The organism is Devosia sp. (genome assembly GCF_965229025.1).
Lineage (GTDB): Bacteria > Pseudomonadota > Alphaproteobacteria > Rhizobiales > Devosiaceae > Devosia_A.
Genome location: NZ_OZ245853.1, coordinates 298,466 through 311,920 on the forward strand (window position 1 = coordinate 298,466; position 13,455 = coordinate 311,920).

At 63.5% G+C, this 13,455-nt stretch carries 14 protein-coding genes; 9 read left to right on the forward strand and 5 right to left on the reverse strand.

The window, feature by feature from the left end; all coding sequences use genetic code 11:
- Nucleotides 1-3 precede the first annotated feature (3 nt).
- The 4 genes from ACO06J_RS01490 (at nucleotide 4) to ACO06J_RS01505 (ending at nucleotide 4,152) form a co-directional block, all read left to right on the forward strand.
- Complete coding sequence (locus tag ACO06J_RS01490) at nucleotides 4-1,107, forward strand: BMP family ABC transporter substrate-binding protein (protein WP_421758931.1); 1,104 nt, start codon at nucleotides 4-6, stop codon at nucleotides 1,105-1,107.
- A gap of 210 nt (nucleotides 1,108-1,317) precedes the next feature.
- On the forward strand, nucleotides 1,318-1,830 hold the full coding sequence (locus ACO06J_RS01495) for a chemotaxis protein CheW (protein WP_421758932.1): 513 nt from the start codon (nucleotides 1,318-1,320) through the stop codon (nucleotides 1,828-1,830).
- A 99-nt stretch (nucleotides 1,831-1,929) separates the two neighbouring features.
- Nucleotides 1,930-2,604, forward strand: coding sequence for a histidine phosphotransferase ChpT (gene chpT, locus ACO06J_RS01500; protein WP_421758933.1), 675 nt, complete (start codon nucleotides 1,930-1,932; stop codon nucleotides 2,602-2,604).
- Nucleotides 2,605-2,859: 255 nt separating this feature from the next.
- On the forward strand, nucleotides 2,860-4,152 hold the full coding sequence (locus tag ACO06J_RS01505) for an NAD(P)/FAD-dependent oxidoreductase (protein ID WP_421758934.1): 1,293 nt from the start codon (nucleotides 2,860-2,862) through the stop codon (nucleotides 4,150-4,152).
- A 10-nt stretch (nucleotides 4,153-4,162) separates the two neighbouring features.
- Here the strand turns inward: ACO06J_RS01505 and ACO06J_RS01510 are convergent, their stop codons facing one another.
- Nucleotides 4,163-5,077 carry a calcium-binding protein gene (locus tag ACO06J_RS01510; protein ID WP_421758935.1) on the reverse strand — a complete coding sequence of 305 codons (915 nt, stop codon included), beginning with the start codon at nucleotides 5,075-5,077 and terminating at the stop codon, nucleotides 4,163-4,165.
- Between the two features lie 314 nt (nucleotides 5,078-5,391).
- On the opposite strand from ACO06J_RS01510, the gene ACO06J_RS01515 reads away from it, so the two are divergent.
- The gene (locus ACO06J_RS01515) at nucleotides 5,392-5,769 is read left to right on the forward strand and encodes a response regulator (protein ID WP_421758936.1); all 378 of its coding nucleotides are present in this window, start codon (nucleotides 5,392-5,394) and stop codon (nucleotides 5,767-5,769) included.
- A 4-nt stretch (nucleotides 5,770-5,773) separates the two neighbouring features.
- On the opposite strand, the gene ACO06J_RS01520 is transcribed toward ACO06J_RS01515, so the two are convergent.
- The 4 genes from ACO06J_RS01520 to ACO06J_RS01535 form a co-directional block, all read right to left on the reverse strand.
- A complete protein-coding gene (locus ACO06J_RS01520) occupies nucleotides 5,774-6,250 on the reverse strand; it encodes a group III truncated hemoglobin (protein ID WP_421758937.1) in 477 nt (158 codons plus the stop codon).
- Nucleotides 6,251-6,332: 82 nt separating this feature from the next.
- Nucleotides 6,333-7,010, reverse strand: coding sequence for an N-acetylmannosamine-6-phosphate 2-epimerase (locus ACO06J_RS01525; RefSeq protein WP_421758938.1), 678 nt, complete (start codon nucleotides 7,008-7,010; stop codon nucleotides 6,333-6,335).
- On the reverse strand, nucleotides 7,007-8,572 hold the full coding sequence (locus ACO06J_RS01530) for a DUF4127 family protein (RefSeq protein ID WP_421758939.1): 1,566 nt from the start codon (nucleotides 8,570-8,572) through the stop codon (nucleotides 7,007-7,009). The genes ACO06J_RS01525 and ACO06J_RS01530 overlap by 4 nt, the downstream gene beginning before the upstream one ends.
- On the reverse strand, nucleotides 8,569-9,315 hold the full coding sequence (locus ACO06J_RS01535; protein ID WP_421758940.1) for a GntR family transcriptional regulator: 747 nt from the start codon (nucleotides 9,313-9,315) through the stop codon (nucleotides 8,569-8,571). The genes ACO06J_RS01530 and ACO06J_RS01535 overlap by 4 nt, the downstream gene beginning before the upstream one ends.
- Before the next feature lie 177 nt (nucleotides 9,316-9,492).
- Here ACO06J_RS01535 and ACO06J_RS01540 point away from each other — a divergent pair, with 177 nt between their 5' ends.
- The 4 genes from ACO06J_RS01540 to ACO06J_RS01555 are packed head-to-tail and all read left to right on the forward strand — an operon-like array spanning nucleotide 9,493 to nucleotide 13,453.
- Complete coding sequence (locus ACO06J_RS01540) at nucleotides 9,493-10,752, forward strand: ABC transporter substrate-binding protein (RefSeq protein ID WP_421758941.1); 1,260 nt, start codon at nucleotides 9,493-9,495, stop codon at nucleotides 10,750-10,752.
- A gap of 4 nt (nucleotides 10,753-10,756) precedes the next feature.
- A complete protein-coding gene (locus tag ACO06J_RS01545; protein ID WP_421758942.1) occupies nucleotides 10,757-11,686 on the forward strand; it encodes a carbohydrate ABC transporter permease in 930 nt (309 codons plus the stop codon).
- Nucleotides 11,673-12,551 (forward strand): carbohydrate ABC transporter permease, encoded by an 879-nt coding sequence (locus ACO06J_RS01550; protein ID WP_421758943.1) that lies wholly within the window; start codon nucleotides 11,673-11,675, stop codon nucleotides 12,549-12,551. The genes ACO06J_RS01545 and ACO06J_RS01550 overlap by 14 nt, the downstream gene beginning before the upstream one ends.
- Nucleotides 12,548-13,453 carry an ROK family protein gene (locus ACO06J_RS01555; protein WP_421758944.1) on the forward strand — a complete coding sequence of 302 codons (906 nt, stop codon included), beginning with the start codon at nucleotides 12,548-12,550 and terminating at the stop codon, nucleotides 13,451-13,453. Before ACO06J_RS01550 ends, ACO06J_RS01555 begins: the two co-directional genes overlap by 4 nt.
- Nucleotides 13,454-13,455: the final 2 nt, after the last annotated feature.

Genomic DNA, 13,455 nt, shown 5'->3' on the forward strand with positions numbered 1-13,455 from the left:
CTCATGTCCATTCTCAATATGACCCGCCGCGGGTTTCTCGGCAGTGCGGCCGCCGGCAGCCTGCTGCTCGCCAGCGGCCTCAGGGTGCAGGCGGCAACACCGCTGACCATCGGCATGATCTATGTCGGACCGAAGGACGATTTCGGCTGGAATCAATCACACGCGGTGGGCGCCGCGGCGCTGAAGGCGCTGCCGGATGTCACCGTGGTGGAAGAAGAGAATGTGCCCGAGACCGACGCCGTCGCCAAGTCGATGGAGTCGATGATCCAGCTCGATGGCGCCAAGCTGCTGTTCCCGACCTCGTTCGGCTATTTCGATCCCTTTATGAAGGAAGCGGCCAAGAAATATCCGGACGTCGAGTTCCGGCACCCGACCTCGCTGTGGAACAAGGATACCGACCCGATCAACCTGGGCGGTTACTTCTGCTATCTCGATCAGGGCCACTATGTGAACGGCGTAGCCGCAGGGCTGTCGACCAAATCGAACAAGATCGGCTTCATCGCCGCCAAGCCGATTGCGCTGGTGCTGCGCAACGTCAACGCTTTCCTCGTGGGCGTGAAGAAGGTCAACCCGAACGCCGAGGTGCGGCTGATCATCACCGGGGAGTGGAGCCTGCCGGTGCGTGAGGCCGAGGCCACCAACGCCCTGATCGACGCCGGCTGCGATGTGATCGCCTGCCACGTGGATTCGCCTAAAGTGGTGGTGGAGACCGCCGAGGGCCGCGGGGTCAAGACCTGCGGGCATAATGCCGACCAGGCATCGCTGGCGCCCAAGGGGTTCATCACCGGAGCCGAACTCAAGTGGGGTACGGTCTACAGCGACTACGCCAAATTGCTGGCGGCGGGCGAGAAGCTGCCGAACGTCAACGAGGGCGGCTACGACAAGGACATGGTGGCCTCGACCGCCTTCGGCGCCGGGGCCAGCGAAGCAGCGATCGCCGCTGCCACCAAGGCGATCGAGGAGACCAAGGGCGGGGCGCCGATCTTCGTCGGCCCGCTGAAGGACAACACCGGCAAGGTGGTGATCGAGGGCACGCTCGGGCTTTATGACGGGGCGCTGTGGGGCACGGACTATCTGCTCGAAGGCATTGTCGGCTCGATCACCTGAGACGATGGACTGAGGCAATATGGAGGGGCGCCCGATGGTTGGGGCGCCCTTTATCTATTGGGCAAAAGACTCGGGGCAAAAATCTCGCTGTGGGCGCCGCGTCACTTAATCTTGAATTCATCAATAAGTACGAAAGTCGGAGGCATTCGAGTCCGCGAAGGGTGACCCCGCGCGGAGGGGCAGACGAAACCGAGACCGGAGCAGGCAAAAATGCAAAGCGCAGCAATGCACACCTCGTATGAGGAGCCGCGTCCGGTTGCGACGGGGCCGGTGACACCGAGCCAGTTCGTGACCTTTACCTGCGGACCGCGCGCCTTCGGCATCGACATCATGGCGGTGCGTGAAATCCGCAGCTGGTCGCCAGTGACCGAGTTGCCGAACCAGCCGTTTGGCGCCAAGGGCGTGCTCGATATCCGCGGCTCGATCGTCCAGGTCTATGACCTGACGACGTTGATTGGCGGACATGGCGGTTATGGCGAGGAAAAGGGCGGCCAGGTCGTGCTGGTCGTGTCGCTGAAGACCCAGGACGTTGGCCTCTTGGTCGATACTGTTTCCGACATCATTTTCGCCCAGGGCGAGGACCTGCGTCCGGCACCCAAGGCCAGCGACCGGTCGGGCTCGGGCCCGGTGCTTGGTCTGGTGCGCAACGAGGACCGGCTGATCGCCATTCTCGACCTCAAGGCGCTGTTCCCCGGCGAAACCGGCGACGACAGCTTCGCCTGAAGCTGACGGGCGGCGCAGAGCGGGCAAGCGCCTGTAGCGCCCGGGCGCGATGCTCTATTGTGCGCTGGTTGATTCGAGCTTGCAGCGGAGCCAAAGCGAATGTCGGATATTATCGAGCTCAAGGCGACTGACCTCGCCGCGATGTTGTGTTCGCGGGTGTGTCACGACCTGATCAACCCGGTAGGGGCGATCGGCAATGGGCTCGAGGTTCTGGCCGACCCGACACAGACCGCGATGGCCGAGGGCGCGCAGGAACTGATCGCCAATGCGGCGAAGCAGGCGCGAGCAAAGCTTGAGTTTGCGCGGCTGGCTTATGGGGCTTCCTCCACGGCGGGCACGGATTTTGACACGCGCGAGTGCGAGCGCGTGGCGCGGCTTTATTTCGAGATCGAGAAGGCCGAGCTCGACTGGCAGGTGCCGCTGATCCTCTTGCCCAAGCACAAGGCCAAGCTGATGATGAACATGATGCTCATCGCAGCCATGGCGGTGCCGCGTGGTGGCGTGGTGACGGTGAAGGTGGAGGGTGCGCCGGGCGCCGAGTCGTTCACGTTCCTCTCCAAATCCGACCCGGAAAAGCGGCAGAAGACGCTGATGCCGTCGGGCGCCGAAGGGCTGCTGTCTGGCGCACCGGAAGGCGGCGTCGACGCGCGGGGGATCCAGCCGTTCTATACGGGGATTTTGGCGCGTATGACCGACATGGAGATCAAGATCGGCATCGAGAACGATGTGTTCGTGTTCTCGGCGACGCCCAAGCCGGTGGCTGTGGCGGCGTAACCGTCCCCACGACCGGGGTATTCCAGCCCGAACTGCCCGCTTGTGCTTCGCCCCGGTTCGTTGCTTGAAGTCTGGCGAAAGACCGGCGCATGCACAGCACTGGACATCGCATGGCAAAAATATTAGAATAATCGAATATACGTATATAAATTGAGCCAGATCAAGATGCCTCGGTGAGACGGGGTGCAAAATGGCATTGTCGGGGGAACGGCAACAAGACCGGAGCCCGCTAAAAAACAAAGGGGAGGAGAACCCATGGCTCACGTTGTCGTACTTGGCGCCGGTCTCGGCGGAACGATCATGGCCTATGAACTGCGCAAGGAACTGGGACCCGAGCATCGGGTTTCGGTGATCAACAAGGGCGCGACCTACAGCTTTGTGCCGTCGAACCCCTGGATAGCGGTGGGCTGGCGGGAGAAAAAGCAGATCGAGGTCGAGCTGGCGCCGGTGATGGCGAGCCACAATATCGGGTTCTACCCGCAGGGCGCGGCGCGGCTGCTGCCGGCGGAGCGGAAGGTGGAGCTCGGCGACGGCGAGATGCTTTCCTACGACTACCTGGTGGTCGCGACCGGGCCGGACCTGGCGTTCGACGAGATCGAGGGGCTGGGGCCGGCGGGGTACACGCAATCGATCTGCCACGTCGATCACGCGCTCGATGCCAAAGCGGCGTTCGAGCAGTTGAAGGCAGCACCGGGGCCGGTGGTGATCGGGGCGGTGCAGGGAGCGTCGTGCTACGGGCCGGCCTATGAGTTTGCGTTCATCCTCGAAAAGGCACTGCGCGACGCGAAGATGCGCGACAAGGTGCCGATGACGTTCATTACCCCCGAGCCTTATATCGGGCATCTGGGGCTTGATGGGGTGGGGGACACCAAGGGGCTGCTCGAGAGCAAGCTCCGCGAGCGGCATATCAAGTGGATGACCAATACGCGGGTCGACAAGGTTGAGGCGGGCAAGCTCTTTGTCACCGAGGTGAACGAGGATGCGAGCGTCAAGCAGAGCCTTGAGCTGCCGTTCGTGTACTCGATGCTGCTGCCGGCGTTCAGGGGCGTGGCGGCGGTGCGGGGAATCGAGGGGCTGACTAACCCGCGCGGCTTCGTGATCATCGACAAGTTCCAGCGCAACCCGACCTATCCGGAGGTCTACGGGATCGGGGTGTGCGTGGCGATTCCGCCGATGGGCAAGACACCGCTGGCGGTGGGGGTGCCCAAGACCGGGTTCATGATTGAATCCATGGTGACGGCGACGACGCGCAATATCGTGCTGGCGATTGCGGGAGAAGCGCCGCGGGCGCAGGCGACGTGGAACGCGGTGTGCCTTGCGGATTTCGGCGATAGCGGGGTGGCGTTCATCGCCCAGCCGCAGATCCCACCGCGCAACGTCAACTGGTCTGCATCGGGGGCGTGGGTGCACACGGCCAAGATCGGCTTTGAGAAGTATTTCCTCCACAAGATCAGGACTGGCCAGCCGGAGACGTTCTACGAGAAGTTCGCTCTGAAGCTGCTCGGGATCGACAAGCTCAAGGCGGTGGAAGAGTTCAAGGTGCCCTGACGGCACCACGCTAGAGGATGATGTCGCTGGCCTCGATGCGGTTGGTGTTGATGAAGCCGATTTCGAAATCGGCGAGACCATCGCCGTTGACGTCGCCGGCGAGGATCAACTGGGAGGCGTTGTCTGGGTCGGTGAAGATGCGGAGCTGGCCGGCAACGCCGGTGAAGGCGCCGTCGATGAGGGTGAAGTCCTGGTTGCCGGAGTGGGTGGTGTCGGCGTCGATGCGACCGAGGTTGATCCAGTCATCGCCGGAGTGGAACTGGTCGATGATGTCCCGGCCGCTGCCGACGACGCTTTCGGTGATGCTGTTGAAATCGAAGCGGTCCCGATCGGAGAGCTGGCCGAGCCAGGGTTCATCAGTGTCCGGACCGCCGAACATGTAGTCGGTGCCGAGCCCGCCGATGAGGATGTCGTTGCCTTCAGGATTGCCGATCAGCCGATCGTTGCCGGCGCCGCCGTCGAGGACGCCAGTGGTGGTCGGTGAGAACGAGAGCGTGTTGTCGCCATCGTTGCCAATGCCGTTGTGTCGGCCATGGCCTTCGATGATGAGGCTTTCGATGTCGGGCAGGGCAGCGAGGCTGTAGCTGCCGCCGGCGTGGATGGTGTCGATGCCGCCGATGTCGAGGACGTGGTCGCCGGTGTCGTGGGCAAGGAAATAGGTGTCGTTGCCGACGCCTCCCGAGAGCCAGTCGTCGCCGAGGCCGCCATAGAGCGTGTCGTTTCCGGCGCCGCCATCAAGGATATCGTCACCGGCCTTGCCGATGAGCACATCACTGCCGTTGCCACCCGCAATGTGATCCTCGCCTGCGGTCCCGACGAGGCGGTCGTTGCCGTTGGTGCCGGTGATAATGGGCTGCGGGGGCGGGTTGCCGTCGTCGACATAGTCTTCGAAATCGGGGGCGAAGAGCGGATCTGGGCTAGGCATTTGCGCCTCCGGGGCTTGTCGGTGCCCGCAAGCGTCGGGCGCGGGAGGGGTGTGAACCAGCGCGTTGGGAACATGGCAGCCATGCGATGGGCGCTTGGCTGGCCCCTATCTCTACTGATGTTGTTGGAGTTTTTTCGATGGCTGCGTCGGAGGAGTGAGGCAGTGGCGCGTGGTTAGGCAAACTGGTTGGGAGCGAGAGGCCGGGGGTGTGAGCGAGCGGAATTTTCAGGTCTCGCTAACCATTCGTAGGGAGATTTGCGGGATAGTGGGCAAGAGACGTCTAGTCTTGCGCCCAAATGCCGGAGAAGCGCGTCATGAAATCCTGCCTTGTCGTGGATGATTCCAGCGTAGTGCGCAAAGTGGCGCGCCGGATTCTGGAAGATCTCGACTATATCGTCGACGAGGCCGAGGACGGGCAGGAGGCATTCGACAAGTGCCGCCAGGAGATGCCGGATGCGATCCTGCTCGACTGGCAGATGCCGGTGATGAGCGGACTCGAGTTCCTCAAGCTGCTGCGCGCCTATGTCGGCGGGCAGAAGCCCAAGGTGGTCTATGTGGTCACCGAGAACGACATCGGGCAGATCGCGCTGGCGCTGAAGGCAGGCGTGAGCGACTACATGATGAAGCCATTCGATCGCGATATCCTCGAAGGCAAGTTCACCGAGCAGGTGATGGAGCGGGTCGCGAGCTGAGGCGTCAGTCCGGCCGCCAGCTTTCGGGTGGTGCGGCACGTATTGGCCTCATCAGCGAGATATCCTCGCCGCGGTATTGCGCGATGCGCACCCTGAAATTGTTTCCGATGACTTCAGCTCGCTCGATGAACAGGGCTGCCGGGCCGGGTGGGCAGAGGTCTTCTACCGTTTCGCGGAACAGGGCCAGCCAGCGGGCGAAATGGGCGTCGCTGAGTTCGGGAATGGCGATGTGCTTTGGCATGGGGCGGCCAGCGTACCGGCCGGTGCCCAGCAGCATGGAACTCCAGAAATCGGCGATGGTTTTCAGGTGCGCGGGCCATGCTTCGGGCGCGATGATGCGATTGAACACCGGGCCGATGACGTCATCCTGTCGCGCTTTGGCGTAAAAGCTCTCGACCACCGCCGTGACCATGGCGTCATCCAGGTCGGGCGGGATCAGGCGCCCCGTGGGGAGCATACGGTTGTCTTGCGGGTTGGACACGGCAGGGCTTCCGGGCGCAGTGGCGCGCCTGCCTTCTACGCCCTGTGCCGCGCCAGCAAAAGTGTCGCGATGACGCGGAGGGTCAGGCGGGGATGGCGGCGACCAGACGGCTGGTGATGATATCGGGAGCAGTGATGGCCGAGCCGCAGACGACCGCGAGGGCGCCGTGGGCGAAGGCGGCTGCGACGTGCTCGGGGGTCCAGATGCCACCTTCGACCACTACGGGGGTTGGCATTTGGGACAGGACGCGCACGAGATCCAGCGGGGGCCGGGTGTGGCCGTTGGTGGCTGCGGTGTGGCCGACCATGGTGGTGGCGATGAGGTCGGCGCCTTCGGCGGCGGCGCGCATGGCTTCCTCGAAGGTGGCGATGTCGGCCATTACCAGTTTACCGGCGCGATGGGCGGCGGCGGCGAGTTCGGCAAAGCTGTCGGCTGGGCGGGTGCCGTCGGTCGCCTGGATGGCGATAATGTCGGCTCCGGCTGTGGCTAAGTCATGGACGTCTGTGAGGGATGTGGTGATGTAGTTGTCAAACCCGGTGCGGTTGTCCTTGACGATGCCGATGATCGGCAGGCTGGTTCGTCCGCGCAGCAGCCGCACCACATCGGCGCCGTCGACGCGAAAGCCGCCGGCGCCGCCAAGCTCGGCAGCCTCGGCAAGGAGAACGAGGATTTCCGGGTGCCGCAATGGGCTGGCGGGGTTCATGGCCTGCGATGAGACGATGAGCTTGCGCTGGAGCTGGTTGAGCAGGGCACTGGTCATGACAGGTCGCCCGTGATGGTGAAATCGATCTCGAAGCTGCGGTGCCAGGGGAAGCGGACATCGGCGATGCCGAGGTCGTTGCGGCCGGAGAGGCGGTGGAGCGTTTCGGTGAGTGCGGTGGTCATGGCCGCTTCGGCAGCCTGCTCCTCAGCACGGTCGGGGAACGTATAGACGCCAAAATTCAGCGGCCGGCGCGCAAGCGCCTGATAGCCGTAGTCCTCGATCAGCCGGTGCAGCAACAGGCGCTGGGCGGCAGCCGCATCGAGTGTGCCAGCCTGCGAGCCGATCTGCATCGCAGCGGCGGCGGCGACCACTGAGCCCAGCGCATTGCCTGCGGTGTTCCAGCCGCCATAGGCGACGAGTTGCATCAGCACGCCGGCGCGCTCCAGCGCTTCGACCAGAAGCGGATCGGCGCCGTTGGAGTATTTGAGGTCTGCAAGCGCTACCTGGCGACCTTCCCCCAGCAGGCGAAGGATCAGATCGGCCGACTTACGGGCATCCGAAGAGTCGGCGTCGTCATACTCGGCTCCACCACCGTCATGTTGCCTGGGGTCGGTTCGGCTTATGACCATGCCGCAATGGTCGCGTCGTTTCGGGTCGGGGGCATGGATCACCAGCGCCATCGCGGACCGATCGTCAGTAACTACCGAACCGCTGGCGCGAATCTGCCGGTCGACGGCTTCGTCCATGGGGCTGTTTTCGTATTTGGCGATGCGCGCCATGCCTTCGGGATCGGCGCATTCCACGGTGAAGGTGGGGGTGATGCCAAAGCGGTGCCCCAGTTGGCGGGCAACGAGAACGGCCGCGACTTCATCGGCGCCGGGATACATCAGCACTTCGCCGCCAATCGGAAGGACGGCGCTCCACTGGCGGAGCCAGAGCTGCTCGACCGAGCCGGCGGAGTGTTCGGCCGTGTCATCGGCGGTGATCAGCAGGGGGTCGATAGCACCTGTGGACGCGAGGGCTAAGGCTTCGAGATTGACGTGGTGGTTGCGGAGGCGGCGGCGCTCGAAATCAGCAACGATTTCGGCAGGCAACGCCTTCCGGAGGGAGGCGAGTTCGTCGCTATTGCCGGAATGGGTGGCGCTTGCGGATTCGAGGAAATCGCGGTGGTGGAGCGCACCCAAATGGTGGAGTTCCTTGCCGTGCTGGGCCCAGTACTCGGGTTCTTCCTGCGGATTGTAGGAATTGGAGGCGCGCATCACCAGCGACACGGCGCCCAGCGGCAGGCGGGGGTGGGCGGCGTGGATACGGCGCAGCAGATCGAGGCGGCCAAGCGCGGCGAGGGTGGTGTCATGAGTGGTGCGGGCGGCGATCAGGCCGCCATAGCAAAGCATATCCAGCGAGACGATGGCGGCATCTGCAGAGGCCGCGGTGCGCTCAAACCAACGACCGAGGGCGTCGGCGTCGCCGGGCTGCCGCAGTTTGGGGAGGAGCGCGTCGGGCGGCAGCAGCAGTTCGGCACCCGCAATTGCGGCAACGCCCTCAGGCAGCCCGATATTGACCGGGCGTTCGTCGAGCGGAAGGAAAGCAATGGAAAGAGCGCGCGGGTGCGACGTCAATTGGACTGGTCTCTGGTCGTGCGGAAAATAACGAAATCATAGGAGTAGCGGTCGGCGCGATAGACGCTTTCCGCGTATTCGATGCGCTGGTTGCGGGCATCGAAGGCGACGCGCGACACCTTGAAGGCAGGTGAGAATTCGGGGACGCCGAGGAGCTTGGCGAGGGGGGCATCCAGCACGGTGGCGTGGATCGACTGCTCGGCCTTTTCGACCTTGAGATTATAGCTTTCGGTGAGCAGCTTGTAGAGCGAGCCTTCGAGGCTGACCTGCGCCAGCCCAGGCGCGAGCTTGGCCGGAATGTAGGTGTGCTCGATACACATCGGTTCGCCATCGGCGGTACGGACGCGGAAGATGTGGGCGACGTGGTCGCGCGGGCTGAGCGCGAGCCGGGCGCCGATTTCAGCACCGGCGGCAATCTCTTCAACGATGGTTTCGAGTGAGCCGGGCACGAGCCCGCGGGCTCGCATATCCTGGGTAAACGAGGTCAGTTCCACCGACTTGGCGATGCGCGGTTCGGAGACGAAGGTGCCGGCGCCCTGGGTACGATAGACGCGGCCCTCATAGCCCAGCTGGTCCAGCGCACGGCGCACGGTGAGGCGGGTGACGCCGAAGCTTTCGGCCAGTTCCCGCTCGGTGGGGAGCTTTTCGTGCGGCTTCATTTCGGCATCGATGAGGCCGAGCAGATAGGCCCGCAATTGTGCGCCTTTACCGGCCGCACGGCCGCTTCCGATGCTCTCATTCATGATTCGGCATCCTCCCATTGGCTTGCATATCAGCACGGAATGGTCCTGTGCGGCAAGTCAATGGTATACTCCAATTTACGCAAATTGGCCGATATCACGCCAATTGCGACGGTGTGTTGACGACTTCTAAAAAATTGGGCTACACCATTTGTGGCATTGAGCCAAGGGAGATTGCAGATGGAGCGGAAAGCTCATGGCCGGGCGGCGCGTGCCGCAATGGCGACCGCGTTCGGCGCGGTGATGATGTTCAGTGGAGTTCTCGGCGCCTATGCCCAGGACAAGACCGAGATCACCTTCTCGTATCTGTGGGGCGGTGCCGAGGGGCAGGCGCTCGAGCAGATCGTCGCAGACTTCAACGCCAGCCAGGACAAGATTGTGGTCAAGGGCGTCTCGAGCCCGGACATGACCAAGCAGCTGGCATCGATGTCGAGCAGCAAGGGCGCTTTCGACATTTCCGACAATTTCGCGAGCAACATTGCCTCGTGGGCGAACCAGGGCATCCTGCAGCCGCTGAACGATTTCAACATCGACACCGCGGACTTTCCCGAGAGCGTGATGCAGCAGCTGGTGGTCGACGGCCAGCTCTACTCGGTGCCGATCGCCACCCACAATTTCCAGCTGATCTACAACAAGAAGCTGCTTGATGAAGCCGGCGTCACCCCGCCGACGACGATGGCCGAGCTTGCGGACGCGATCAAGAAGCTGACCAAGGTCGATGCTTCGGGCAATGTCACCCAGCTCGGGCTTGGCCTGACTGACGTGTCGGCCGGACTCAAGACCCTCGGGTATGCCTTTGGCGGCGACTGGAACCGCGATGGCAAGCCAACGCCGACGGACGAGAACTTCATCAAGGGCGTGCAGTTCTACTATGACAATGTCGTCGCGCCGGTGACCCCTGCGGCCTATAACAAGTTCGTTGCAGGGTTCGGCCCGTACATGTCGGACCAGGACTCGTTCAAGATGGGCAAGATTGCCATGGTGTTCGATGGCGAGTGGCGTTCGAAGTTCAATACCGAAGCCGGTATGGACTGGGGCGTGGTGCCGGTGCCGGGCGAAACCCCGGAACTCCTGGGTTCGACCTGGGTGGACGTGTCGACGATCTTCATCCCGACCAACTCGCCCAACAAGGAAGCGGCTGCTGAGTTCCTCAAGTACCTGATCAGCCCGCCGGCGATGGAAAAGTTCAGCCACGTGCTGGCGAACCTACCCGGCCGCCTGTCGCTCACCGAAAGCGCGACCTATGACGACCTGCCGAACTTCAAAGTCTGGCTCGACGCGCTGAAGAGCCCCAATACGCATGGCCTGCCACCGGCGCTCTACATGGCCGAATACAATGCAGACCTCGCGTCAGCATTCGACGCGGTGCTGCAGGGTTCGCAGACTCCGGCGGATGCCCTCAAGGCCGTTGCTGACCGTACCTCCTCGTACACGCAGTAAGACCTTGGTCGACGCGCGTTCGAACTTCCGCGAACCGACTGGCCGGGCCCTGTTGAAGGGCCTGGCCTTCGCGTCGCCATTCCTGATCGGCTTTGTGCTGCTCTATGCGTGGCCGATCCTTGCGTCGGGCTATTACAGCCTCACCGATTTCAGCCTGTTCAAGGCGCCCAAATGGGTCGGGCTCGCCAATTACGAGCGCATGCTTCACGATGCCAAGTTCTGGAAGAGCCTCTACAACACGCTTTTCTTCACCTTTGTCGGCGTGCCGATCGACATCGCGCTATCGATCTTCGGCGCCCATATCCTCAACCAGAAACTGAAGGGCCAGCCGCTGTGGCGTGCGCTGGTCTACCTGCCCTCGATCGTGCCCGCCGTTGCTGCGGGCTTTCTCTGGCGCTGGCTGCTCAACGCGCAATATGGCTTCGTCAACGAGATCCTGCGCTGGTTCCATATTCCGCAGCCCAACTGGCTGCTCGATTCCGCGTGGGGCGGGATTTCAGTGATCGTCCTGATGCTGTGGACGGTGGGCGGCACGATGCTGATCTACCTCGCGGCGCTGAAGAACGTGCCGCAGGAGCTCTATGAGGCGGCTGAACTCGACGGCGCCGGCCCGCTGCGCCGGTTCTGGCATATCACCTGGCCGATGATCTCGCCGGTTACCCTGTTCCAGGTCATCGTGCTGTTGATCGCGTTCCTCCAGGTCTTTACCCAACCGTTCGTCTTGTCGAAGGATCCGGGGCTGGGCACGCAGACCGCCACCGGTCCGGGTGACTCGATGCTGAGTTACTCGATCTATCTGTTCCAGAACGGCTTCACCTTCCTCAAGATGGGCTATGCCTCGGCCATGGCCTGGGTGCTGCTGTTCGTGACGCTCGGCATAACCCTGCTGATCCTGTGGTCGGCCAAAAAGTGGGTGTTCTATGACAACCGCTGAACTCCAAGGCACAGCTGCGGGCGACCGCGTGCCGGTCGGCGGCCGGTTCGGCCGGCTGATGCTGATCTACCGCTACGCGCTGGTGATCATCCTCGCCGCGGTGTTCGTGTTTCCGTTCGTCGTGATGCTGACGACCGCATTCAAAGTCTCGGACGAAATCTTCGTGGCGCCGCCCGAGCTGCTGCCACGGACATGGACACTCGAGCATTTCGCCAACGCGCTGACGCAGATTCCGTTCTTCCGGTTTCTGGCGAACACCATCGTCATCGCCGGGCTGAGCGTGCTTGGCACGGTGCTGGTCTCGCCACTTGTCGCCTACTCGCTGGCGAAACTGCGCTGGCGGGGCCGCAACCTGCTGTTCATCATGGTGCTCGCGACCATGATGCTGCCGCCGCAGGTGACGCTGATCCCGATCTACATGATGTGGAACAAGATCGGCGCGACGGGCACCATCCTGCCGCTGATCATTCCGGCGTTCCTCGGCACGCCATTCTTCATCTTCCTCATCCGCCAGTTCCTGTTGAGCGTGCCGGACGAGTTGATCGAGGCGGCAAAGGTCGATGGGGCGTCGGAGTTGCGGATCTACTGGTCGATCGTGCTTCCTATCGCCCGCCCCGCCCTCATCACCTCGGCGGTGTTCCAGTTCGTCTGGGCGTGGACGGATTTCCTCTATCCGCTGATCTACCTCAATGATGAGGAGAGCTACACGCTGTCGATCGGGCTCTACTCGTTCCTCGGCCAGCATGGTGTGCAGTGGGGGCCGCTGATGGCGGCGTGCGTGCTGTTCACGCTGCCGGCGTTCGTGATCTTCCTCGTGTTCCAGCGCTACTTCATCGGCGGCATCGCAACGGGCGCGCTGAAGTGAGCGAGCCCGTGCTTGCGGTCGATATCGGGGGCACCAAGATCCTTGTCGGGCTGGTGGCCGCCGGTGGGAGCGTCATGGCGCAGCGGCAGGCGCCGACGCCGGCGCGGGAAGGCGCGGAGGCGATCATCGCGACCGTTGCGGCGCTCGCGGCGCAACTGCTGGCCACGGCACCTGGAGTGCGGCGGTGCGGCGTTGGAACCGCGGGGGTGGTGGGCGAGAACGGCGAGATCACGTCAGCAACCGACCATATTGCAGCGTGGGCCGGCACTGAATTGAGCCGCCGGCTGACCGATGTGCTGCGGCTGCCGACCCGCGTGCTCAATGACGTGCAAGCGGCGGGGCTGGCAGAATCGCGGCTTGGTGCGGCGCGGGGCAAGCGCTCGGCGCTGGTGCTGGCGCTGGGCACCGGGATTGGCGGCGCGATCGTGCGGGACGGGGTGGTGGTGCGCGGGGCGACGGGGATCGCTGGGAGCATCGGCCATCATCTGTCGCCGCTGCGGCAGGGACGGGTGTGTGCGTGTGGCGCGGTGGACCATCTCGAGGCTTATGCCAGCGGGACGGGCATGCAGAATGAGTATGAGCGCCGCACTGGCCGCGCGCTGTTGTTGCGGGAGATTGCGGCGCTGGCTGCGGCAGGCGATGCGGTGGCCAATGCGGTGATCGTCGAGGCGGCGGAGGTGCTGGGGGCGGTGATCGGCAGCGCCAACAACCTCATCGATGCCGATGTGATCGTGGTGGGCGGCGGGGTTGCGGAACTGGGCGAGGTGCTGCTGGCGCCGGCCAGGGCAGCTGCAGTGCGCGAGGCGCTGGGGGCGAGCAAGCACACGCCGATCGTTCCGGCGGCGCTGGGGCCGATGGCGTGCCTGATTGGTGCGGCGCTCCTGGCGTTCGACGCGTCCTAGCG

What these genes read in the sequence shown, in the direction of transcription:
- ACO06J_RS01490 (WP_421758931.1), top strand. Translation starts at nt 4, where the DNA reads ATGTCCATTCTCAATATGACCCGCCGCGGGTTTCTCGGCAGTGCGGCC.
- ACO06J_RS01495 (WP_421758932.1), top strand. Translation starts at nt 1,318, where the DNA reads ATGCAAAGCGCAGCAATGCACACCTCGTATGAGGAGCCGCGTCCGGTT.
- chpT (WP_421758933.1), top strand. Translation starts at nt 1,930, where the DNA reads ATGTCGGATATTATCGAGCTCAAGGCGACTGACCTCGCCGCGATGTTG.
- ACO06J_RS01505 (WP_421758934.1), top strand. Translation starts at nt 2,860, where the DNA reads ATGGCTCACGTTGTCGTACTTGGCGCCGGTCTCGGCGGAACGATCATG.
- ACO06J_RS01510 (WP_421758935.1), bottom strand. Translation starts at nt 5,077, where the DNA reads ATGCCTAGCCCAGATCCGCTCTTCGCCCCCGATTTCGAAGACTATGTC.
- ACO06J_RS01515 (WP_421758936.1), top strand. Translation starts at nt 5,392, where the DNA reads ATGAAATCCTGCCTTGTCGTGGATGATTCCAGCGTAGTGCGCAAAGTG.
- ACO06J_RS01525 (WP_421758938.1), bottom strand. Translation starts at nt 7,010, where the DNA reads ATGACCAGTGCCCTGCTCAACCAGCTCCAGCGCAAGCTCATCGTCTCA.
- ACO06J_RS01535 (WP_421758940.1), bottom strand. Translation starts at nt 9,315, where the DNA reads ATGAATGAGAGCATCGGAAGCGGCCGTGCGGCCGGTAAAGGCGCACAA.
- ACO06J_RS01540 (WP_421758941.1), top strand. Translation starts at nt 9,493, where the DNA reads ATGGAGCGGAAAGCTCATGGCCGGGCGGCGCGTGCCGCAATGGCGACC.
- ACO06J_RS01550 (WP_421758943.1), top strand. Translation starts at nt 11,673, where the DNA reads ATGACAACCGCTGAACTCCAAGGCACAGCTGCGGGCGACCGCGTGCCG.